Source organism: Terrihabitans soli, assembly GCF_014191545.1.
GTDB lineage: Bacteria > Pseudomonadota > Alphaproteobacteria > Rhizobiales > Methylopilaceae > Flaviflagellibacter > Flaviflagellibacter soli.
This window is the reverse complement of record NZ_AP023361.1, coordinates 495916-517262: the sequence shown is the minus strand read 5'-3', so window position 1 is coordinate 517262 and position 21347 is coordinate 495916. Positions and strand designations below refer to the sequence as shown.

The following is a 21347-nucleotide window of genomic DNA, read 5'->3' as shown; positions in this document are numbered from 1 at the left end:
CCGGCACTTCACTCTCCGGTAGCATATCTCTACTTTGCACGCGAAAACAGACGAACCTTATTCGGCGGTTTTATCGAACATGTGGGGCCATCTGGAGATTCTCAGCGCTCCGAACATGAGAACGGCCGTCGGCTTTGCCGCCGTGATCGCTCTTGTCGCGCTCCCGCCGCTGCTTATCCGCTATGTCTGGTACGGATTGCTGTTTCCGCCCCCGGCCCAGCCGCTCCGCATCACCTGGACCTATCCGCACGTCACCGACAAAATGCTGCTTCTGGCCATCCTCGCCGGTGTCATTGCGATGCCGGCGCTCTGGCACGCCGTTTCTCTCTTCGCTTATCTCTCCGGCGACAGTGTTTCGTGGATGAGCTTCGGCCCACGCCCCGCAACGCGCGATGCGGCGCTTCTCCAGTTTGTGCCATGGGCCATTTTCAGCATCGGCTGCGCCGCCATCGCTCACCGCATGGCGCATACCCGGATCGAATTTTCGGAAGACGGTGTCGCCTTCACCAAAGCACTCGGGCGCAAGACCCGGGTTCCGTGGAGCGATGTGACCGAGATCAATCTTCGCGATTTCACATCCCCGGTCATCTTCTATAGCGGCTTCCGGCGGCACGAACTGTCTGCACACTTTCCGGGCTTTGAGCATTTCATCGGCTATGCCGAGGGGCGCGGCGTGCGCGTGGTGCAGAGCAAGGATGAAGACACCCGTGCGCATCGCCGGGGACAGATGAGGCGCGGCGCGGTTTACGCGCTGCCTGCAGTCGTGGTCATCCTGCTGATCGGCTGGCACGTCTACAACGGGACGCCGCTGCCAAGCTCGCCGCCGGAAGAACCGGCCACATCCGGCGACTGGCGCACGCCTTGCCGGACGGGCTGGTGCGTTCCGGCAGAGCGGATGCCGCTGAACTGAGGATGCGGCGGTGCTATCCCGCCGCCGGCTGGCGGCTTTGCCGATCGCGCGCCGTGGCTTAGGGTCGGCGCGTTGGGGTGTTCGGGGGAGATATCATGCGCGTGATTGTTCTCGGGGCGCTGATCGCTCTTGCCGGCGCCGGGCTGCCGACGGGTGCGCCGGCCCAGATCGCCTATGGCGCACAGCCGAACACGCAGCCGAACGCGCGGACCGACACGACGCCGGCCTGGAAGAAGTGGCAGAAGCCGGAAAAGCGCTGCGTGCACCGCAAGGCGTCGAGCAAGCCCTATTGCCGCTATGCGCCGGACTGACCGGGGCTAATTCAGGCTGGGGAGCGCCGCGTCCATTTCGCGGATGGCGTTATCGCGTGCCTCCATCTGCGCCATATCGAGCAGATGGGCGATCACCGGGAAGCCGGCCGCACGAGCCCTGTCGGCGAGTTCACCGATGATGAGCGCCATGCGCTCGGCTTCGTTGATGTCGGTATCGGCTTCCATAAAACGCACCATGTACCGACAATCCAAAAGCCACAATTAACATTCACTAACGGAAGATTAGATAATTCACATCGAGAATTTTCGTTTTATTACAGGGGGAACCGTAAGCTCTCCGCCGGTGTTGCGTAGCGGGAGTGAGCAAATGAGAACATTTCTCGTTGGTATTCTTTTGTCGACAATCAGCGTCAGCGCGCTGGCCGCCGACTATGGCGCGCCGGTGCAGCAGGACGCGACGCGCGATTACGAAATCCGGCGCTATTATACGGACACCGGCCGCGCCTATGGCGCACCCGTGACCTATTACGCGCGGATCACGCCCGCGCCGCCCGACCGCTTCATCTATATGAACGGCGCGCGCGGCCCCGCCCGCATCGAGCTGGACGAGCGCCCGCCCTTCCCCGGCCCCGACTGGATCAAGCTGATTCAATAGGTAAAGGGCGGATAGCCGCAGCGACGGCGCACTGCAACTTCACCCGGAACTCCCGTCTCTCCCGCCCGTTCGGCTTTGGGGCCCGGAGACACAGGGAGACGCTTATGAAGAAGCTCATGCTCGGAGCGGCACTGGCGGCCGCCACCTTCACAACGCCCGCCTTTGCCCAGCTGCTCGATATCCAGATCGGCCCGCGGGAGCGGGAATACATCGTCCGGGAAGGCCGCTCGGTCACCTATGACGGCCCGATCGCGGTCGGCACGGTGCTGCCGGCCGATGTTGAATTCTACACCGTGCCGGAAGTGACGACCTACCGCTATGCGGTGGTGAACGACCGCAGGGTCATCGTCGAACCGTCGAGCCGCAGGATCATTCAGATCGTGGAATAAAGGCTTTCAGGACCGCCGGGTGGGGGCAACCCACCCGGCACCGGATAAACCCTAACCGGCGAAAGGACTCGCTCCACCCCCATCCCGTGCGTTAACAATACGTTAACAAGGTTTGGAGGAGTTGAGTGATGGTCCGCAGCTTCATCATCGGGACGGCACTTCTGGCGGCGACAACGTTCATCGCCACCGCGCACGATGCATCGACCGAAACCGAAACCCGCACCGAGCACCGCGCCCAGTTCACCGATACCGGCGGACATCAGGGCCGCGAATACATGCAGAACGGCGTCCTCGTGATCGAAGGCGCGCCGCGCTGGACCGAATACCGCGCCTCATCGGCAACGCGCACGACCTCGCCGGTTCTCGACGCTCTGATCAAGATTTTCGACTAAGCGGCTTCCGGCCGAATTTCCCTGACGAGATGTCTATCTCCCGAGTTCCTTCTCGGGAGATTTTTTGCGCCGGTGCGCGGGTTCGCGCCGCGCCTCGCTCTGCGGTTCGCTCTCGGCGAGCGAACCGTAGAATTTCGACAATCCCCGGAACATGCCGGGACTGACCCCGCGCGAGGCTTCATAGGCGCATCGCCGCGCCTCTTTCAGAAGCTCCGTCTTGGACGACATGAACTCCTCCGTCTGTCATTGGTGCGGAACGTTTGAGGGCGCCGTGCGCGCTCCGTTCCATTGCAGCCATCATGACACGCGATTGTGGCGTGTCATTAACCGAAGAGCTTGGGGATTTCACGTATTCGCGAACGCAAAAAAGCCGGGCGCTGAACCCGGCTGTTGCCGGGGTTCAGCCTATCGAGCGGGCCAAGCCCGGGAACACTCGGCTTGGCTGCCCGACTGGGCTGCCCGGCTTTTCTCAAATTCTCAGCTGCTGCCGGACCTTACTTCTTCGGCTGCGAGGCGCGCACATCGGCTTCGAGCTTTTTGACATAAGCATCGAACTTCGCCGGATCCTCGAACGCTTCGACGATCTCGGTCGTCCAGGTCGGATGGCGCAGCGAGTAGATCGAAAACGCCGTCGGCGAGCCGACCGTTTTGATGATCTGGTTCTGGACGCGGAACGGCACGGCTTCGAGGATCATGAAATCGGCCGTCGGATTGGCCTTTTCGAAATCCTTGTAAGCCTGCGAAGCCTCCTTGTAGCTGCCCGATTTGATCAGGCCACCGAGCTTGTCGAGGAAGTCGATAGCGGGCGTTTTTTTCAATACGGCCATGTTCATTCCTTACCCCTTCAGATCGCGGGCTTGCCGCGCGCGGTGCCCGTGTCAATTCGCTGTGGCGTCGAGTTAGAAAACCCTGCGGGAACGGTCAAGATGGCAGATCGCCCTTTGGCGGCAACTGCCTCGTAAGGCACTGGAAAATGGTGGGCGATACAGGGATTGAACCTGTGACCCCTTCCATGTCAAGGAAGTGCTCTCCCGCTGAGCTAATCGCCCATTTTCCATAAAGCGGAGGCGCCGGATATACCGGCTCGGGCCGCGGGCCGCAAGGCGCGAAAACAGCCTCTTTTTACGCCGCCAGCATCTTCTGGACCTCGTTGACGAGGTCGCGCAGATGGAAGGGCTTGGACAGCACCTTGGCGTCCTTGGGGGTTCCGGCATCGGGCTTGAGGGCCACCGCCGCAAAACCCGTGATGAACATGATCTTGATGTCCGGATCGAGCTCGGCGGCCCTGCGGGCCAGCTCGATCCCGTCCATTTCCGGCATCACAATGTCCGTCAGGAGGAGCTCGAAGGGCTCTTCCCGGAGGCGATGATAGGCCGACAGGCCGTTATCGAAGGAAACGACCTCGTAACCGGCATTCTCCAGCGCCTTCACAAGGAAGCGGCGCATGTCGTTGTCGTCTTCGGCCAGAATGATCTTGGTGATGTCGGTCATGGAAAATATCGCCCGCGAGCCCCTCTTTCTTCCCATAAGCGGGGCTGACCGTAAACACCCGGTTCACATCGGCACTTAAGCGGGCCGGACGAGTGAACGGCGGGTGGACATAACCCCCGACGCACGGCACCATCTCCCTGGGCCGGGTGTTTTTCGGTCCGAGGAAACGAATTAAGAGAGCGTCCCCTTCTCCATGACGGCCGAACCCGGCGCCGAGCCGCACCCCGAATTCGAGATTGTCGCACCCGAGCGCATCACCGCGCCGGTTGTGTTCAATTCGCCGCATTCGGGCGCCCGCTACCAGGCCGCCTTCCTCGCCTCCGTCCGCCTTGACGCTTTGGCTCTGCGGCGCTCCGAAGACGCCTTCGTCGACGAACTCTTCCTTGCCGCGGTCGATCACGGCGCGCCCTTGATGCGCGCCCATTTCCCGCGCGCCTTTCTCGATGTGAACCGCGAGCCCTATGAGCTCGACCCGCGCATGTTCGAGGGCCGGCTTCCGGCCTATGCGAATACGCGCTCGCTGAGGGTTGCCGGCGGGCTCGGCACGATCGCCCGCGTCGTCGGCGATGCGCAGGAAATCTACGACCGGCGCCTGCCCGTCGAAGAAGCGATCCGCCGCATCGAGACGCTCTACAAGCCCTATCATGCGACGCTGGAAGATCTGCTCGCCCGCGTGCGCGACCAGTTCGGCGCGGCCGTCCTCATCGATTGCCATTCCATGCCCTCGACCGGCCTTGCGCGCGAAGAGCGCCAGCGCGCCGATATCGTGCTCGGCGACCGCTACGGCACATCCTGCAGCGCCGGCATCACCGATCTTGCCGAAGTGACGCTGCGCGGCCTCGGCTTCACCGTCGCGCGCAACAGGCCTTATGCCGGCGGCTATATCACCGAGCATTACGGCGCGCCCGTTGCCGGCATTCATGCGCTGCAGATCGAGATCAACCGCGCGCTCTATATGGACGAGAAGAGCCACGAACGCACCGCGGGCTTTGCCGTCCTCTGCGGCAAGCTCGGCGCGTTTGCCCAGCAGCTCGTTCTGTTCGCGCAGAGCGAACTGCAAATCCGTCGCGCCGCCGCGGAATGATTTTTTCCATATGACCGCAGTCGATTTCGAAGCCTTCGTGGACCGTCTCGCGACCGTGGCCGGCGAAGCCGTCATGCCGTTTTTCCGCACGACCATCGGCGTCGAAAACAAAGGCGGCAAAAGCTTCGACCCCGTCACCGCGGCCGACCATGCCGGGGAAGCGGCGATGCGCCAGCTGATCAAGGCGACCTTTCCCTCGCACGGCATTGTCGGCGAGGAATTCGGCAATGAGAGCGAAGACGCCGATTATGTCTGGGTGCTCGACCCGATCGACGGCACGCGCGGCTTCATTACCGGCCTGCCGACCTGGGGCACGCTGATCGGCCTGATGAAGAACGGCGCGCCGGTCTATGGCGTGATGAGCCAGCCTTTCACCAAAGAGCGCTTTCTCGGCGATGGCGGCGCGGCGCGCTATCGCGGCCCGCTCGGCGACCGCAAGCTTCGCGTCCGCTCCTGCACAAAGCTCGAAGACGCCATCATGTCCTCGACCTCGCCGCGCATTTTCCAGGGCAAGGATCTGGCGGCGTTCGAGGCGATGGAAGCCGCGACGCGCCATACGCGCTATGGCGGCGATTGCTATGCCTATTGCATGCTGGCGGCCGGACAGATCGACATCATCGTCGAAAGCGAATTGAAGCCCTACGATATCGTCGCGCTGATCCCGATCGTCGAAGGCGCGGGCGGTATCATTACCGATTGGGAAGGCGGGCCCGCGCACAAAGGCGGCCGCGTCATCGCCGCCGGGGACCGTAGAGTCCATGCCGCCGCGCTCGAGCTGCTGGCGGCGAAAGCCTGAACGCCTAGAACGTCGGACTGCCGGGAATAAACGCGTCGAAGGCCGTCCAGAAGGCTTTGCGGATGGCGTCGCGTTCCATCAGCAGCTCATGCCGCGCCGTCGGCAGCGTAATCACTTCCGCCGTGCGCATCTGATGGGCGAGCAATTCCATCGGCCGGTTGGCGACGATCTTGTCTTCGCTGGCGGCGAAAAACAAAGTCGGCGTCCGGATCTGCGAGACGCGTTCGGGATCTTCCAGAAGCTCCATGGCGCGATGGGCGGCGCGCAGCCAGCCGATGGTGGGCGAGCCGATGGTGAGATGATCGGCGGCCTTGCACAGCGCGACGAGCCGCGCATGGCGCTTCGGATCGGACGTCAGAAGATTGTTGTCGAAGCCGCGCTCGGCGTAATCGCGCGCCGTGCCGCCCGGCACGAAGAACGTGCCCATGCCGAGCCAGACGAGAAGAACCGCAAGACGGCGCGTCAAAGGATCGGCGGCCATGCCGGGCAGGCCGATCATCGGCGCTGTCAGTACAAGCCGGTCCCACCAGGTGGCGCGCCGGCGCGTTGCTTCGAGCAGGATCGGCCCGCCCATGGAATGGGCGAGGCCGAAAAACGGCGGATGACATTCCGGCCGGACGAAATCCTCCATGAAGGCGAGGATGTCGGTCTGGAAATCGTCGAAATGGCGGACATGGCCGCGCTTGGCATTTTTGAGACGGCGCTGCGAGCCGCCCTGCCCGCGCCAGTCGAGCGCCGCGACGGTGAAGCCGCGTTCGTTCAGCTCGCCGATGACCTCGAAATATTTTTCGATGAATTCGCCGCGCCCCTGAAACAGGCAGACCGTGCCCTTGAAGGGCCGGTCGGAGGGCGCCTTGAAGCGCCCGACCCGCAGAACAACACCATCCGAGGTCTTCAGATCGAAGCCTTCGGCATTGGCGGGACAGGGATTTTCAGGGATCGAAACGAAGGGAACCGGCATAGGCAAAAAGGGTCTTGAACGCCCGATTCGGGCTTACCACATCCGACATGCACAGGCCCTGACGGGCTGTGCAATGGGAAAATCGGCCCGGCCATTCCGGCGGGCCCTCATACCGCATCGCTTCAAGGAGGATGTGACATATGCGTGCTTTTGATCCGACCCTTCTCTACCGGTCGACCGTCGGTTTCGACCGCCTGTTCTCGCTGCTCGACCAGTTCACGCCGGAAGCCGGCCAGGCGCCGGGCTATCCGCCCTATAATATCGAGCGCACCGGCGAGAACGACTACCGCATTTCGATTGCCGTCGCCGGCTTTGGCGAGAGCGACCTCAATATCGAAGTGAAGGAAAATGCCCTGACCGTGAAGGGCGACAAGCAGTCCGGCCAGTCGAAGGGCGAAGTCCTGCATCAGGGCATTGCCGCCCGCGCCTTCGAGCGCCGGTTCCAGCTTGCCGATTACGTCCAGGTTCGCGGTGCGAGCCTCGAAAACGGCCTGCTCCATATCGATCTCGTGCGCGAAGTGCCGGAGGCCAAAAAGCCCCGCACCATCGCGATCTCGACCAATGGATCCTCGTCCAAGGTGATCGAAAACAAGGCCGCCTGAACTTGTCCCCTCTCCTGCGAAGCGGGAGAGGGTCGAGTTGCCGGCAGGCAACCGGGGTGAGGGCGAACAGCTCTCGCCCTTTTTATTTTTTGGCTTTCCCCTCACCTCGCTCGAAAGCCTCTCGGCTTTCGAGTCGTCCTCTCCCGTGAACGGGAGAGGAGATAACGTTTTTATTTCGTCACGACCTTGCCCGCCTCGATGTGAATGACGGCGCCCGCAAGCTTTGCGATCTCATCGGTCGAATGGCTGACATAAAGGATCGGCACGCCGGCGCTCTCCGGCAGCTTTTTCAGGAAGGGCAAAATCTCCGCGCGGCGCGCCTCGTCGATCGAGGACAAAGGCTCATCGAGGAGAAGCAGCGCGGGATCGGCGAGCAGCGCGCGGCCGATGGCGACGCGCTGCGCTTCGCCGCCGGACAGATTGCGCGGCTTGCGCTTCAGAAGATCGCCGAGGCCCAGCAGTTCGACCACGGGCTCGACGGGCGTCGATGCTCCGGCGCGCCGCCGTCCATAGGTCAGGTTCGACAGCACGCTCATATGCGGGAAGAGCCGCGCGTCCTGGAACACATAGCCGATGCGGCGCTTGTGGCGCGGCACCACACGCCCGCTCGCAATATCCGTCAATACGCGGCCCGACACCGAGATGCGCCCGCGTTCGGGCCGGATAAGACCGGCAATAGCATTGAGGATCGTCGTCTTGCCGGCGCCGGAAGGCCCGGACAGCGCCGTGACCTGCGCGGTGCTCGAAAACTTCACATCGAGACGGAAGGCGTCGAGCCGATGGCTGAGATCGATCTCGATCATTGGAGATCCAATCTGCGATCGACCTTGCGGGCGAAATATTCGGACACGAGCAATGCCACGACCGAAACAGCAATCGCGATCAGCACCAGGCGCAGCGCGCCGGCATCGCCGCCGGGCACTTGCGTAAAGGTGTAGATCGCGCTCGGCAGCGTCTGCGTTTCGCCGGGGATGTTCGAGACGAAGGTGATCGTCGCGCCGAACTCGCCGATGGCTTTGGCGAAAGCCAGCACCGAACCGGCAAGAATGCCGGGCACCGACAGCGGCAGCGTGACGGTGAAGAAAACAACAAGAGGGTTTGCGCCAAGCGTTCCCGCCGCATCTTCGAGCCTTCTGTCGACGGCCTCGATGGAGAGACGTATCGCGCGCACCATCAACGGAAACGCCATGACGCCCGCAGCGAGCGCCGCGCCCGTCCAGCGGAAGGAGAAGGAGAAGCCGAACCAATCGTAGAGGAATGCACCCACCGGCCCACGCTTGCCGAAGCTCAGCAGGAGAAGATAGCCGGTGACGACCGGCGGAAGGACAAGCGGCAGATGGACGAGCGCGTTCAGCAGCGAACGGCCCCAGAAGCGGCCGCGCGCCAGAAGATACGCCACCGCAATACCCAGCGGCAGGCTGAACAGGGTTGCCGTGGCCGCGACCTTCAGACTGAGCTGAAGCGCCGCGACCTCGGCCGGCTCAAGCCGGAACCAATCGAACATCACTCAGTCGAGTAGCGTGAAGCCCTGCTTTTCGAAAGCGGCAACGGCCTTCGGCGAGCGCAGATAGTTAAGGAAGGCCGCCGCATCCGGCGATTTCGACGTCTTGATCTGTGCCACCGGATAGACGATCTCGGGGTGCGAGTCCTTCGGGAAGGTATCGACGATCTTCACCGAGCTATCTGCCGCGGCGTCGGTCTTGTAGACGATGCCGAGCGGGGCTTCGCCGCGCGAGACGAGCGCCAGTGCTGCGCGAACGTTTTCGGCCTGCGCAACCTTGCCTTCAACGCCGGCCCAGGCGCCGAGCTTTTCCAGCGCCGCTTTGCCGTATTTACCGGCGGGCACCGCCGCGACATCGGCCATGGCAAGCTTGCCGTCGGCGCCGAGCGCCGCGGCGAGATCAACGCCGGGGACAAGCTTCACACTCACCTTCGAATCCTTTGGCGCAATGAGGACGATGGAGTTGCCGAGAAGGCTCTTGCGCGTGCCGTCCGCAACGAGGCCTGCCTTTTCGACATGGTCCATCCAGGCAAGGTCGGCGGAGATGAAGATATCGGCCGGGGCGCCTTCGGTGATCTGCTTGGCCAGAGCCGAGCTCGCCGCATAGGAAATGACGGCCTTTTTGCCGGTTTCGGCGGTCCACTGACCGGCGGCATCGTCGAGCGCGTTTTTCAGGCTGGCCGCGGCAAACACCGTGACGTCTTGAGCCGAAGCGGGAACCGCAACGAGGGCGAGCGCCAGGAACGGCGCAATGAAGCGGGACAGGAACTTGCGCATGGATACCTCCGTGAGGAGGGCATCTCTCTGCCCTCTCCCGCCGGGATCAATTCAAAATCGGCAAATCGTACCATAGAGAAAAACTATCGACTTTAAACCGCCGCCCCGGCGCGTAAACTCGGCCCCGATGGATTGGCATAAACTCGATTCCGGGAAATACCGGAGCGAACCCGAAGCGGTGCGCACACTGCTTCTCGACGCGCCCCTCACCGTTCCCGAACGCGCCCGCATCAAGGGCGATGCCGCAGCCCTTGTCCGCCTTGCCCGCAATCAGGGAAAGGGCGGCATGGTCGAGAGCTTCCTGCAGGAATTCAGCCTCGCGACCCGCGAGGGCCTCGTTCTGATGTGCCTCGCCGAGGCTCTCCTCAGAACACCCGACGAAGACACGCGCGACAGGCTGATTGCCGAAAAGGTGGCTTCCGCCGATTGGGCGAGCCATCTCGGCCGCTCGGACAATCTCTTTGTCAGCGCCTCGACCTGGGGCCTGATGCTGACCGGCAGCCTGGTCGATGTCGACGACGAAGCGAAGCGCGACCTCCCTTCCTTTCTGCGCCGCATCGCCGGGCGGATTTCGGAACCGGTGATCCGCACCGCCATCGGCCGCGCGATCCGCATCATGAGCGAGCAGTTTGTGCTCGGCCGCACCATCGAAGAAGCGCTGAAGCGCGCCGATAGCGAGAACCTTCTCTGCTCTTTCGACATGCTGGGCGAAGGGGCGCGCACCGAAGAGGACGCCGAGCGTTATGCAGCATCTTACGCCGCGGCCATCGACAAGATCGGCGCGGCATCAAAGGGCGACGGGCCCGAGGACGGGCACGGCGTCTCGGTGAAGCTGTCGGCGCTGTCGCCGCGCTATGACGCCGTGCAGGCCGGACGCAAACCTTCGCCCGTCTGGGACGGACTTTATCCGCGGCTGAGGCGGCTGGCGCTCACTGCGGCCGAACACGACATCAATCTCACCCTCGATGCCGAGGAAGCAGATCGTCTCACAATCTCGCTCGAGATTCTCGACCGGCTGGCGCGCGAGAAAGGGCTCGGCGATTGGCGCGGCCTCGGCCTCGCCGTGCAGGCCTATCAGAAGCGAGCGCCCGACGTAATCGATGCGGTTGCGAACCTTTCGCGCGACAGCGGGCGGCGGCTGATGGTGCGCCTTGTGAAGGGCGCCTATTGGGACACCGAAATCAAGCGCGCGCAGATCGCAGGACGCCCGGACTATCCCGTCTTCTCGACCAAGCAGGCGACGGACCTCTGTTTTCTCGTTTCCGCCGAAAAGCTCATCCGCGCGGCGCCGCAGCTCTATCCGCAATTTGCGACGCACAATGCGCACACGCTCGCCGCCATCCGCCTCATGGCAAGCCGCGTCGGCGTGAAAGTCGAATATCAGCGCCTGCACGGCATGGGCCGTGAACTTTATGCCGCGGCCAAAGGCCTCGATCCGTCACTGACCGTTCGCACCTATGCGCCGGTCGGCGGGCATGAGGAGCTTCTGCCCTATCTCGTGCGTCGGCTTCTCGAGAACGGCGCGAATACCAGCTTCGTCCATACCTTTCTGGATGAGCATGTCGCCGTGGAAGCCGTGGTCACCGATCCCATCGAGGACATCGAGGCAAATCCGGGCCGTCATCCGAAAATCCCGCCGCCGCCGCTTCTGTTCGGAGACGAGCGCAAGAACTCGTCCGGCCTTGATCTCACGATTGGCGAGGTGCGCGAAAACCTGCGCAAAGCAGTCGCGGGGCTGAAACCACTTGCAGCTGCGCCGCTCATCGGCGGGGAAACGTTGCGCGGCGAAAACAGGCGCGCCGCGCGTGCGCCCGCAGACGGCGCCGAGATCGGTTTGGTGAGCGATGCTTCTCCTGCCGACATGTCGCGCGCCATTGCGCGCGCCCGCGCCGCGCAGCCGGAGTGGGACCGCATCAGCGGCCCGGTGCGCGCCAAGATTTTGCGCAAAATGGCCGATGCGCTTGAGACCGAGCGCGAACGCTTTATCGCGATCCTTGCGCGCGAAGGCGGCAAGACCTTTGCCGACGGGATTTCGGAAGTGCGCGAGGCGGCGGATTTCTGCCGTTATTATGCGCGCATCGCCGAAAACGATTTCGTGCCGCGCACGCTGCCGGGCCCTGCCGGCGAACGAAATCTTTTATCGCTGCACGGCCGCGGCGTCTTCGCCTGCATCTCGCCGTGGAATTTTCCGTTGGCGATCTTCACCGGCCAGATCGCCGCCGCGCTTGCCGCCGGAAATGCGGTCATCGCGAAGCCCGCCGAACAGACGCCGCTCATCGCTTATGAAGCGGTCAAGCTCTATCACCGCGCGGGACTCGATCCCGATCTTCTGCATCTTGTAATGGGCTCCGGCTCAAAGATCGGCGCGGCGCTGACGGCAGATCCCGGCATTGACGGCGTCGCGTTTACCGGCGGCACGGACACGGCCTGGGCAATCAACCGCGCGCTGGCGGCGCGTGAGGGACCGATCATTCCCTTCATCGCCGAGACGGGCGGTTTAAACGGCATGTTCGTCGACACGACCGCGCTGCGCGAACAGGTGATCGACGATGTGATCCTCTCGGCGTTCGGTTCGGCCGGCCAGCGCTGCTCCGCCTTGCGTCTTCTCTTCCTGCCGGAAGACACCGCCGATGCGCTGATTCACGGACTGAAAGGCGCGATGGATGCTCTCGTCATCGGCGACCCCTCAGACCCCGCAACCGATGTCGGCCCGGTGATCGACATGGATGCACGCGCCTTGCTGGAGGAGCATATGGCGCGGCTTGCGCGCGACGCGAAGATTTTGCATCGGCTGGCGGCGCCGGAGGGCGGCAGTTTCTTTCCGCCCGTGCTTGCGGAAATCCCGTCGCCCGATTTTCTGACGCGCGAGGTCTTCGGGCCGATCCTGCATGTCGTGCGCTACCGCACCGACAGACTTGAAGAGGTTGCCGCCAAACTCGCCGCGCAGCGTTTCGGATTGACGCTCGGCGTGCATTCGCGGATCGACGGATTTGCCGAGGATGTGGCGCGGCTCGTTCCGGCGGGGAATTTCTATGTGAACCGCTCGATGATCGGCGCCGTTGTCGGCGTGCAGCCTTTCGGCGGCGAAGGCCTGTCCGGTACGGGACCGAAAGCCGGCGGGCCGCTGGCGCTGACGCGTTATGCCGTCGAGCGCGCAACGAGCATCAATATCGCCGCACAAGGCGGCGATCCGGACCTGATGAACCTTTAGAGATTATTCGGCAGGCGCTGCGGCATGGCCGCGGTGGAGAAGACCCGCAATGTCGGCGCGCGCGCCGTCGAGACGGTAGAGCGCAATCGCTGTCGCCAGCAGCCAGACGACCGTGGTGATCAGAACCGCGACGGCGCCGCCTTCGGCGCCCCACAGCGTCGCAAACACGGCATTCGACACCAGCAGTACAATGCCCGACAGCGCGCAGATCCAGGCGGATGTCGCTTGCGCTCCCTTCAGCGTCAGAAGCAGCGAACTTGGCCCCGCGACCGCGCGCACGAACTGCGCCAGCATCAGGATGGTCAGCGTGTCCTTGGCATTGCTGAATTCGGCGCCGAACAGTTTCAGGAACCAGCCGCCGAAGAACATCGAGAACAGGACGCCCGCGACCGTGAGACCGATCGGCAATAGGCTGGCGCCGAGAATGCGCGCACGCAGCGCATGGCTTTCGCGGCGGACGATGGCTTCGCCCATGTCCGGCAGAATGACCTGATGCGCGGCCTGGACGATGAAGCCGACGAGGAAAGCGAGCTTCACGCAGATGCCGAACGCCGCGACATCGGACATCGGCATGAACGGCGCGACGCAAACGACGGCGAGTTCCGACAGAAGGCCGGTGAAGCTTGCGACAATGACGAGCGGCCACGCCTCGCGGCGCCAGCGATTGGTGAGGCGGCGGTCATAGACCGGCTCTGACGGGCCGAGATAGATGTGGCGCACGATGTAGAGCGTTGCAAACAGCATGGCGACCCAGGTGCCCCACTGAATGGCCGTGACCGTCCAGACCGACATGCCGTCTCCCAGCGCATAGAGCGCGAGCAGCACCGCGGCGAAGAGCGCCGGCCGGATGATGAAGCCCGGCAGATAGCCGAGGATGAAGCGGCGATAGGTGATCGCGAGATAGCCGAGAATGCGGTGCATACCCATCGGAATGATGGTCAGGGCGCCGAAGATCAGAGCAAGCCGCGTATCCTGATCGATGCCGGGCCAGAACCAGCTGACGGCCGCAAACAAAGTCGCGCCGACGACCGACCATTTCAGCGTCTCGCGCTGCGCGGTGCGCAGGAAGGCCGACAGATAGCCGGGGCGATTGCGTTCGGTGTAGCGCGAGATGAAGCGCGTCAGGAGGCTGGGATAACCGTGACCGACAACGAGACTTGCGATCGTCGCCATGCTGGTCACGAAGAAGAAGACGCCGAGATCGGACGGCGACAAGACGCGCGCAAGCAGGATCTGGGTGACGAAGGCAATGCCCGATCCGCCGACGCGGATCGCCGACAGGATCGCCGATGTCGATGTCAGCTTTGACCAGATACGCAACGCGGCCGCTCCATCCCGGCAAAAACCAGGTATTTGAGAGGCATCTGTAAACCACAGAGTTTAAGCGAGGGTTGCGACGGCTTATGGAATTACCGGCTTTTTAAGCAAATCGTTCAACCTTCTCGAAAAGGGTCACACCTTATAATTGCCGTCCGCTGGGGGGAAATCGCGATGGCTTCGACGATGGTTCGTGCCGCGTCTGCACAGGATGCCGCCGACCGCCTGATTTCCAGGAACGATCTTCTGTTCGCCGCTTCTCTTCCCGTGCTGATGCCGCTTGCCTGGCTGACGCCCGCTGGCGCGAAACAGCGCCTCAGCCGCCTGATCGCCAGCATTGTCGCCAGCCTACGCGCGGGCTCCGCACAAAAGGCAGCCGAGGCCTATGCCGCGCCCTTCGGCCTTGCCGATACGCGGGAATTCTTCATCGCCGCACAGAGCGAATTTCAGCTTGAGCGTCTTAACCTTTTTGCCCTGCACAGCCCGCTCTGCGCCCTGCCCGAAACCCGCCTGACCGGGATCGAGCATCTTTCCAAGGCGCTCGCATCCGGCCGCGGGGCCCTGCTCTGGGTCGTCGCGACCGCCCATAGCCGCACCGAGACCAAACTCTCGCTGTTCCGCGAAGGCTTCCGCACCCATCATCTCAGCCGCAGCTTTCACGGCTTTTCACGCACGCGTTTCGGAAAAGCATTCCTGAACCCGATCCGCACGCGGATCGAACAACGCTTTCTGGCAAGCCGCGTCGTCATCGAGGACGGGCAAGTGGCCGAGGCACTGGCTGAACTCGCACGACGGCTTGCCGCCAACGAAATCGTTTCGATCACCATGGGCACGGAAGCCAGACGCCTTGCTCATACGCCGTTTCTCGCCGGCCGCCTCAGCCTTGCAACGCGCCCGATGGCCCTCGCGCACCAGACGGGAGCCGCCATTCTGCCCGTGGTTACGACCCGCAATGCCGACGGCGTGTTTACGACCGCCATCGGCCGGCCATTGACGCTTCCGAAAGACAGCTCATGCGATGAGGATGACGCGCGAGCGCTCTCAGCCCTCGCCGAATTCTTGAAACCGCATGTTCTCGCTTTCCCGGCGCAGTTCGCACGAGCCGAGATTTTTGGTCCAGCGGAGGGGAGCTGACCATGTCGCAAAGCGCTACGCTTGTTTCGGCACGCCTTGAGCCGCGCCCCTGGTCTCAGCATTTGCTCGAGCGCGAGCAAGAGATCAACATTGTCAGCCATGCCGACTGGAACGCGCTCCTCGATCTGTTCGAGGACGTGAACTACGAGCAGAGCTCTCTGTTTACCGCCAAGACCTTCGGCGTCGAGAACACGGTCTGCGTCGTCGTCGTCGAGCAGGGCGAAGTGCTCGGCGGCATGTGCTATGGCCGCGTCAATGTTCCGGTTCTCGGCGGCGTCGGCTTCTGCAAAGTCGGACCCGTCTGGCGCCCGATCGGCAAGCCCGTCGATCTCGGCCGCTATATGCGCCTTGTCACCGCGCTGTGCCGCCATGCGAAGAATGCGGGCATAGCGCTGACGCTTATTCCGCGCGCCCATCCCGTCTTCACCTCGCTGGAAAGCGATGCGCTGGCCGATCTCGGCCTGAAAGCCCGACGCATGACGCAGGGCGGCGATCATTTTATCTGCAACGCTTCGCTTTCGGCCGAGGCGCAGCTGGCGAGCCTTGCCCAGACCTGGCGCGCCAATCTCCGCAAAGCGGAAAAAGCCGGCGTCGACGTGGTCGAGCTCGATCCCGGCGATTACGCCGCCTTCGAAGCGCTCTATCAGAGCATGAGCGAGCGCAAGCAGGTTCTTTTGTTCCGGCCGGTCGATGTCGTGCCTGAGCTTGCCGAATCCCTGCCGGAAGATCTGAAGCCGAAATGCCTGATGGCGCATCATGACGGCGAGGCCGTGGCCGGCATCGTCTACGGCGTTCTCGGCGACACCGCCTATTATCTTTACGGCGCGACGGGCGAGAAGGCTTTGCCGGTCCGCGCCGGCTACAAACTGCAATGGGAAGTTCTGGAGCGCATCCGCGGCGAGGCCGCCTGGTACGATCTCGGCACCTCGGCGAGCGAGCCGGGCCTTGCGCAATTCAAATCCGGACTGATGGGCAAAGAAGGCATCAAGCTGCAGGTGCCGGGCGAATTCGATTACGCCGCGACGATCAAAGCAAAACTTGCGCTGAAATTCGTCTACGGCGCGCGCGGCGCACGGCGCATTCTGCGCACATGGATGAGCCGCCTTTATCGCGGCTGACAACTTCTCTTCCGCAAAACTGCGTCTGTGGCATTCTCTCCGTGCAAGCTAACGGAGGGAGCGATGAACAAACTCATATGGATGTCCGCTGGCGCCCTGATGGCGATCGCAAATCCAGCGCTGGCGCAGAACTTCGAGATGGGCCGGGTGCAGGCGCTTTACGCAGACCCGGGAAACAACCCGGATTTCGTCATCGAACTCGATCGCCGCGGGCGCTGCGGATCGAGCTTCTATCACCTCAACAGGTCTTTTCCGAATTTCCAGCAATCGGTCGACCTCGCAAAGCTCGCGCTCGCCCACGATAAGAAGATGCTTGTCTGGATTATCGGTTGCCGCGGCGACCGGCAGTTACTCAGCCACGCAGGAGCTGCGCGGTAGCAAAAAGGCGTTGCCTCGGAGACCGTGCGCCGAGGCAGCGCCCTAGACCCAGCCCATCAATTCGCGGCGCGTCACCGTTTCGATCACATCCATGCCGGGATCTGAATCGTTGAGGCACGGAATGGCGCTGAAATTGACGCCGCCATTGTTCTTGAAGATGTCGCGGTTTTCGACGCCGATCTCTTCAATGGTCTCAAGGCAATCGGCGGTGAAGCCGGGATTGACGATGGCAAGGTTCTTCACGCCGCTTTTCGCCAGAGCTTCGACCGTTCTGTCCGTGTAGGGCTTGATCCATTCTTCCGGGCCGAACAGCGACTGAAAGGTCAGGCGGAGCTTGTCGTCCGGAAGCCCCAGCGTTTCGCGCAGAAGCCGCGCCGTCTTCGAGCAATGGCAGTAATAAGGATCGCCGAGATCGAAATAGCGCTGCGGAATGCCGTGGAAGCTCGCAAGGATCACATCCGGCTTCCAGTCGAGCTTGTCGAGATGCGCCGTCATCGATGACGCCAGCGCATTGATATAGACGGGATCGTCGTGCCAGGGCGGCGCGATGCGCAGCGAAGGCTGCCAGCGCATGGTCTTCAGCTTGTCGAACACCTTGTCGCCGACGGTCGCGGTCGTTGCCGCTGCGTATTGGGGATACATCGGCACGATGAGAAGGCGCTCGCAGCCTTGCTCCTGCAGCGCGTCAATACGCGAGGCGATGGACGGATTGCCATAGCGCATCGCCCAATCGACGACGATATCCTCGCCGAGATCGGCAAGACGCTCGGAAAGCTTTTCCGCCTGCCCGCGCGTGATCGTCTTCAGCGGACCCTCATCGCGTTCCGTGTTCCAGATCGTCTCGTAATCGCGGCCCTTCGCCTGCGGCCGTTTGGAGAGAATGATGAGATTGAGAATCGGCCACCATTTCCAGCGCGGCGTATCGATCACCCGCGTGTCCGACAGAAACTCCTTCAGATAGGCGCGCATCGGCCAATAGGAGGTGCCGTCGGGTGTGCCGAGATTGACCAGAAGGACGCCGGTCCGGCCCGATTTGATGGGCGGGTGGTCCTTGGGTCTCTCGGACGGAATTGAGGGGCGAGCCGGTTTGGCCATGGCGGCGTTTTAGAGCCGTTCGCCCCCGGGCGCTATCTGCCCAGAGCTCAAATTGTAGAAGGACTCCAAAGGGGGTTTACTTTCTAGTTGCGAATGATTATCAGTTTCATATGCAAGAACACGCGACATCTTCCGGGGCATCTCCCTTCGATCAGAAATTCTCCGGCTGGCGCACCTCGCAGGGCGATCCGTCCCTCGCCGAGGTCAATTCCAGCGTCGATGTTCCGAAGAAGCCCGGCTTCCGGCGCTTCGCCGCCTTTCTCGGCCCCGGCTATCTCGTCGCCGTCGGCTATATGGACCCCGGCAATTGGGCGACCTCGCTCGCCGGCGGCGCGCAGTTCGGCTACGCGCTTCTGACCGTTGCGCTGCTCTCCAACATGATGGCGATCCTCCTGCAGGCGCTGTGCGCGCGGCTCGGCATCGCCTCGCGCCGCGACCTCGCCCAGGCCTGCCGCGACGCCTTCCCGCGGCCTGTTGCTTTCGCTTTGTGGATTCTCGCCGAAGCCGCCATCGTTGCGACCGACATTGCCGAAGTCATCGGCACGGCCATCGGCCTCAATCTTCTCTTCGGCATTCCGCTCGAGATCGGCGTCGTCATCACCGCGCTCGACGTCTTCCTTATTCTCATGCTGCAGCGCCTCGGTTTCCGCTGGATCGAAGCCCTGATCGTCGCTCTGCTCGCCGTCATCGCCGCGTGCTTTGCCGTGCAGATCTTCATGGCCGATCCGGTCTGGGCCGAAGTCATCCGCGGCTTTGCGCCGACGACCGATGTCGTCACCAATCCGCAAATGCTCTATCTCGCGCTCGGCATTATCGGCGCGACGGTGATGCCGCATAACCTCTATCTGCACTCGGCCATTGTGCAGACGCGCAAGATCGGCCCCTCGGTCGAGGAAAAGCGTACCGCGATCAAGCTTGCGAGCTGGGACTCGACGATTGCGCTGATGTTCGCGCTGACGATCAACGCCTCGATCCTGATCCTTGCCGCCGCGGGCTTCAACAAGACCGGCAATACCGATGTCGCCGAACTCGGCCGCGCGCACGAGCTGCTTGCGCCGCTGCTCGGCTCGGCCATTGCGCCGTCGCTGTTTGCCATCGCGCTTTTGTGCTGCGGCCTGAATTCGACGGTGACGGCAACGCTTGCCGGTCAGGCCGTGATGGAAGGCTTTCTCAATATCCGCCTGCCGCCCTGGCTGCGCCGTCTTGTGACGCGCGCCATCGCCATCGTTCCGGCGGCGGGCGTGACCATCTTCTACGGCGACAGCGGCACGGGCGCGCTGCTCATCCTCTCACAGGTCATTCTCTCGCTGCAGCTGCCCTTCGCCATCGTGCCGCTGGTGATGTTCACCGCGAGCAAAAAGAAGATGGGCGCGCTTGTGGCGCCGCGCTGGGTGACGGCACTGGCCACCATCACCGCGGTGATCATCATTTCGCTGAACGTGAAATTGATTATCGACTTTATCACCGCGGCGTAAGAAATCGGGTCGACCCGGCTTCCGACATCGAGGGCTCAAACCGGCAACAGCCGGTTTGAGTTAGCCAGCAGCCGCGGCCGGAACGCCGGCCTGCAGCAATCCGCCGAGCAGGATCAGCCCGAAGGCCAGCACCGCAAAGCCGGCGGTGATCTCGATCAGGCGCAGCGCGCGGCGCGTGCGCGTCGTCGAGGAGCCTGCGGCGAGTTTCACCGCAAGCTGTTTCATGGTGACGGCGAGCGTCGCGATGGTCGCGACCGTGAACGCCGTGCCGAGCGCCATCGCAAACGTCGCGGCAATCCCCGTCCAGATCAGGCCCTGCGCCAGCGCAAACACCAGAATAAGCAGCGCGCCCGTGCACGGACGAAGACCGACCGCGAGCACGGCCGCGGCGGCACGGCGCCAGCCGAATTCGCCGTCGAGATCCTCGAGCTTCGGCCCGTGGCTGTGATCGCAAGCCTCGTCATGCACATGGCCTTTCGATGAGCCACGCAGCGGGATGAGGCTGCGGCGGAACATGATGCCGACGCCGAGAAGAACGATCAGCGCATAGCTCGCAGCTTCCAGCCACCAGGCGGCAACGCCCATGACCTGGCTCGTGACGCCGAGAATGATGGCGAAGATGCCGACGACGAGGATCGCGGTGACGGCCTGCGCCAGCGACGCGGCAAAGGAAATCGCAATGCCGCGCCGCAAGGTTTCGCCGGTCGCGAGCAGATAAGACGAGATCACCGCTTTGCCGTGGCCGGGGCCTGCCGCATGGAAGACGCCGTAGGAAAAAGCGAGCGAAGCGAGAAGAAGAAAGGCCGAGCCGTCGTCCTTCGACGCGGTCAAGGCATCCGACATCGCTTTGTAGAATTTGGCCTGCTGCGCGGCGATCCAGCCGAACACGCCGCTTGAGGCATTCACCGCGCTCGCTTCCGGCGCAACGACACCGAATGCGCCGAGCGCTTTGTTGTCCTGCGTCTTGACCTTCTGCTCCGGCATGTCGCCGAGCGGCTGCGCCTCGGTGATCTTCAGCGCCGTCTCGACGCGCGAGGCCGCCTTCTCGGGCGCGGCGGCAGCTTCCGCCTGCGCCGTTTCGGCTTTCTGCTGCTGCGAAGTGGCGAAGGCGGTCGCGGCTTCACCGCAGCGCACGACGAAAGCATTGGCGAACTGTTTGCCCCAGCCCTGCTGCGGATCGAGATTGGAGAAGAAGTCTTCCGACAGCTTTTCGGACGACGCATCGTCCGAGGCTTCGGCATCGGCGCGGCAGCCCTCCGGCGCGCCTTCAAGCGCGACGGGATTTTGTTCGGCGAGCGCGAAGGCGACGAAATAGGACGGATCGTAGATTTCGACGCGCACCGTGTCGGACGGCTTTGCGGACCGGACCGGCAAAGTGAAATGCAGCGTCAGCGCCGTGCCATCATGTTCGAGCCAGTAATCGACCGGCTTCGCGAAGGCGAGATCGCCGCTGCCGGCGGTGCCGAAGGTGAAGTAGTCGAATTCCTTGAGCGAAGTGACGTTCACTTCCGCCAGCGCCTGCAATTCGGCGCGCGAAAGCTGCCCGTCCGAGTCCGTGTCGAGCCCCTGCACCGCAAAGGCGGAGAACATGTCGTCGAAGCGCCAATTGTGGCGCACCGCTTTCGGCACGCCCTTCTCATAGACGATGGTGCTTTTGACCGTCACGAAGACATGCGGATGCGCCGCCGCCGGGAGGGCGGAGAAGAGGCTCGCAAACAGAGCAAGAAAAGCCAGAAGCCGGCGCGACATCGCGCCGTTACTCATCGGGCCAGTGCGGCTGAAACAAGGC

The 21347-nt window shown here is 63.1% G+C and carries 24 protein-coding genes and 1 tRNA gene; 13 read left to right on the top strand and 12 right to left on the bottom strand.

The window, feature by feature from the left end; translation table 11 throughout:
• The first annotated feature begins 115 nt into the window (after positions 1-115).
• Both IZ6_RS02705 and IZ6_RS02700 read left to right on the top strand, forming a co-directional pair.
• Complete coding sequence (locus IZ6_RS02705; RefSeq protein WP_222876484.1) at positions 116-910, top strand: hypothetical protein; 795 nt, start codon at positions 116-118, stop codon at positions 908-910.
• A gap of 95 nt (positions 911-1005) precedes the next feature.
• Entirely contained in the window at positions 1006-1221 is a 216-nt protein-coding gene (locus IZ6_RS02700; RefSeq protein WP_222876483.1) for a hypothetical protein, read from the top strand.
• Positions 1222-1227: 6 nt separating this feature from the next.
• Here IZ6_RS02700 and IZ6_RS02695 read toward each other — a convergent pair whose 3' ends face one another.
• A complete protein-coding gene (locus tag IZ6_RS02695) occupies positions 1228-1419 on the bottom strand; it encodes a hypothetical protein (protein WP_222876482.1) in 192 nt (63 codons plus the stop codon).
• Positions 1420-1549: 130 nt separating this feature from the next.
• Between IZ6_RS02695 and IZ6_RS02690 the strand changes: the two genes are divergently transcribed.
• The 3 genes from IZ6_RS02690 (at position 1550) to IZ6_RS02680 (ending at position 2618) form a co-directional block, all read left to right on the top strand.
• Positions 1550-1837, top strand: a complete 288-nt coding sequence (locus tag IZ6_RS02690; RefSeq protein ID WP_222876481.1) for a hypothetical protein — start codon at positions 1550-1552, stop codon at positions 1835-1837.
• Between the two features lie 104 nt (positions 1838-1941).
• Positions 1942-2226, top strand: a complete 285-nt coding sequence (locus IZ6_RS02685) for a DUF1236 domain-containing protein (RefSeq protein WP_222876480.1) — start codon at positions 1942-1944, stop codon at positions 2224-2226.
• Between the two features lie 128 nt (positions 2227-2354).
• The gene (locus IZ6_RS02680; RefSeq protein ID WP_222876479.1) at positions 2355-2618 is read left to right on the top strand and encodes a hypothetical protein; all 264 of its coding nucleotides are present in this window, start codon (positions 2355-2357) and stop codon (positions 2616-2618) included.
• Positions 2619-2651: 33 nt separating this feature from the next.
• Here the strand turns inward: IZ6_RS02680 and IZ6_RS02675 are convergent, their stop codons facing one another.
• The 4 genes from IZ6_RS02675 to cpdR all read right to left on the bottom strand — a co-directional run bounded on the left by IZ6_RS02675 (position 2652) and on the right by cpdR (position 4109).
• On the bottom strand, positions 2652-2846 hold the full coding sequence (locus tag IZ6_RS02675; RefSeq protein ID WP_222876478.1) for a hypothetical protein: 195 nt from the start codon (positions 2844-2846) through the stop codon (positions 2652-2654).
• A gap of 266 nt (positions 2847-3112) precedes the next feature.
• Positions 3113-3445, bottom strand: a complete 333-nt coding sequence (locus tag IZ6_RS02670) for a hypothetical protein (RefSeq protein WP_222876477.1) — start codon at positions 3443-3445, stop codon at positions 3113-3115.
• A 147-nt stretch (positions 3446-3592) separates the two neighbouring features.
• Positions 3593-3667: transfer RNA gene (locus IZ6_RS02665), tRNA-Val, on the bottom strand.
• A gap of 73 nt (positions 3668-3740) precedes the next feature.
• A complete protein-coding gene (gene cpdR / locus IZ6_RS02660; RefSeq protein ID WP_222876476.1) occupies positions 3741-4109 on the bottom strand; it encodes a cell cycle two-component system response regulator CpdR in 369 nt (122 codons plus the stop codon).
• 193 nt (positions 4110-4302) lie between these two features.
• Between cpdR and IZ6_RS02655 the strand changes: the two genes are divergently transcribed.
• Together IZ6_RS02655 and hisN are read left to right on the top strand one after the other, a co-directional pair.
• Positions 4303-5193, top strand: coding sequence for an N-formylglutamate amidohydrolase (locus tag IZ6_RS02655; protein ID WP_222876475.1), 891 nt, complete (start codon positions 4303-4305; stop codon positions 5191-5193).
• A 10-nt stretch (positions 5194-5203) separates the two neighbouring features.
• On the top strand, positions 5204-5989 hold the full coding sequence (gene hisN / locus IZ6_RS02650; protein ID WP_222876474.1) for a histidinol-phosphatase: 786 nt from the start codon (positions 5204-5206) through the stop codon (positions 5987-5989).
• A 4-nt stretch (positions 5990-5993) separates the two neighbouring features.
• On the opposite strand, the gene IZ6_RS02645 is transcribed toward hisN, so the two are convergent.
• A complete protein-coding gene (locus tag IZ6_RS02645) occupies positions 5994-6950 on the bottom strand; it encodes an alpha/beta fold hydrolase (RefSeq protein WP_222876473.1) in 957 nt (318 codons plus the stop codon).
• A gap of 140 nt (positions 6951-7090) precedes the next feature.
• Here IZ6_RS02645 and IZ6_RS02640 point away from each other — a divergent pair, with 140 nt between their 5' ends.
• Positions 7091-7552: an Hsp20 family protein gene (locus IZ6_RS02640; RefSeq protein WP_222876472.1), complete on the top strand. Its 462-nt coding sequence runs from the start codon at positions 7091-7093 to the stop codon at positions 7550-7552.
• 170 nt (positions 7553-7722) lie between these two features.
• Here the strand turns inward: IZ6_RS02640 and IZ6_RS02635 are convergent, their stop codons facing one another.
• The 3 genes from IZ6_RS02635 to modA are packed head-to-tail and all read right to left on the bottom strand — an operon-like array spanning position 7723 to position 9830.
• On the bottom strand, positions 7723-8355 hold the full coding sequence (locus tag IZ6_RS02635; protein WP_222876471.1) for an ATP-binding cassette domain-containing protein: 633 nt from the start codon (positions 8353-8355) through the stop codon (positions 7723-7725).
• Positions 8352-9056: a molybdate ABC transporter permease subunit gene (gene modB, locus IZ6_RS02630; protein ID WP_222876470.1), complete on the bottom strand. Its 705-nt coding sequence runs from the start codon at positions 9054-9056 to the stop codon at positions 8352-8354. The genes IZ6_RS02635 and modB overlap by 4 nt, the downstream gene beginning before the upstream one ends.
• A gap of 3 nt (positions 9057-9059) precedes the next feature.
• Positions 9060-9830, bottom strand: a complete 771-nt coding sequence (gene modA, locus IZ6_RS02625; RefSeq protein WP_222876469.1) for a molybdate ABC transporter substrate-binding protein — start codon at positions 9828-9830, stop codon at positions 9060-9062.
• 127 nt (positions 9831-9957) lie between these two features.
• Here modA and putA point away from each other — a divergent pair, with 127 nt between their 5' ends.
• Positions 9958-13041 carry a bifunctional proline dehydrogenase/L-glutamate gamma-semialdehyde dehydrogenase PutA gene (gene putA, locus IZ6_RS02620; RefSeq protein ID WP_222876468.1) on the top strand — a complete coding sequence of 1028 codons (3084 nt, stop codon included), beginning with the start codon at positions 9958-9960 and terminating at the stop codon, positions 13039-13041.
• A 3-nt stretch (positions 13042-13044) separates the two neighbouring features.
• Here the strand turns inward: putA and IZ6_RS02615 are convergent, their stop codons facing one another.
• Positions 13045-14361: an oligosaccharide flippase family protein gene (locus IZ6_RS02615; protein WP_222876467.1), complete on the bottom strand. Its 1317-nt coding sequence runs from the start codon at positions 14359-14361 to the stop codon at positions 13045-13047.
• 171 nt (positions 14362-14532) lie between these two features.
• On the opposite strand from IZ6_RS02615, the gene IZ6_RS02610 reads away from it, so the two are divergent.
• The 3 genes from IZ6_RS02610 to IZ6_RS02600 all read left to right on the top strand — a co-directional run bounded on the left by IZ6_RS02610 (position 14533) and on the right by IZ6_RS02600 (position 16988).
• Entirely contained in the window at positions 14533-15492 is a 960-nt protein-coding gene (locus tag IZ6_RS02610; RefSeq protein ID WP_222876466.1) for an LpxL/LpxP family acyltransferase, read from the top strand.
• A gap of 2 nt (positions 15493-15494) precedes the next feature.
• Positions 15495-16610, top strand: coding sequence for a lipid II:glycine glycyltransferase FemX (locus IZ6_RS02605; RefSeq protein WP_222876465.1), 1116 nt, complete (start codon positions 15495-15497; stop codon positions 16608-16610).
• Positions 16611-16673: 63 nt separating this feature from the next.
• Complete coding sequence (locus tag IZ6_RS02600) at positions 16674-16988, top strand: hypothetical protein (protein WP_222876464.1); 315 nt, start codon at positions 16674-16676, stop codon at positions 16986-16988.
• Positions 16989-17030: 42 nt separating this feature from the next.
• Here the strand turns inward: IZ6_RS02600 and hemH are convergent, their stop codons facing one another.
• Complete coding sequence (hemH, locus tag IZ6_RS02595) at positions 17031-18083, bottom strand: ferrochelatase (RefSeq protein ID WP_222876463.1); 1053 nt, start codon at positions 18081-18083, stop codon at positions 17031-17033.
• A 110-nt stretch (positions 18084-18193) separates the two neighbouring features.
• Between hemH and IZ6_RS02590 the strand changes: the two genes are divergently transcribed.
• Complete coding sequence (locus IZ6_RS02590) at positions 18194-19558, top strand: Nramp family divalent metal transporter (protein WP_222876462.1); 1365 nt, start codon at positions 18194-18196, stop codon at positions 19556-19558.
• Positions 19559-19618: 60 nt separating this feature from the next.
• Here IZ6_RS02590 and IZ6_RS02585 read toward each other — a convergent pair whose 3' ends face one another.
• Positions 19619-21307 carry a HoxN/HupN/NixA family nickel/cobalt transporter gene (locus tag IZ6_RS02585; protein WP_222876461.1) on the bottom strand — a complete coding sequence of 563 codons (1689 nt, stop codon included), beginning with the start codon at positions 21305-21307 and terminating at the stop codon, positions 19619-19621.
• Between the last annotated feature and the right edge of the window lie 40 nt (positions 21308-21347).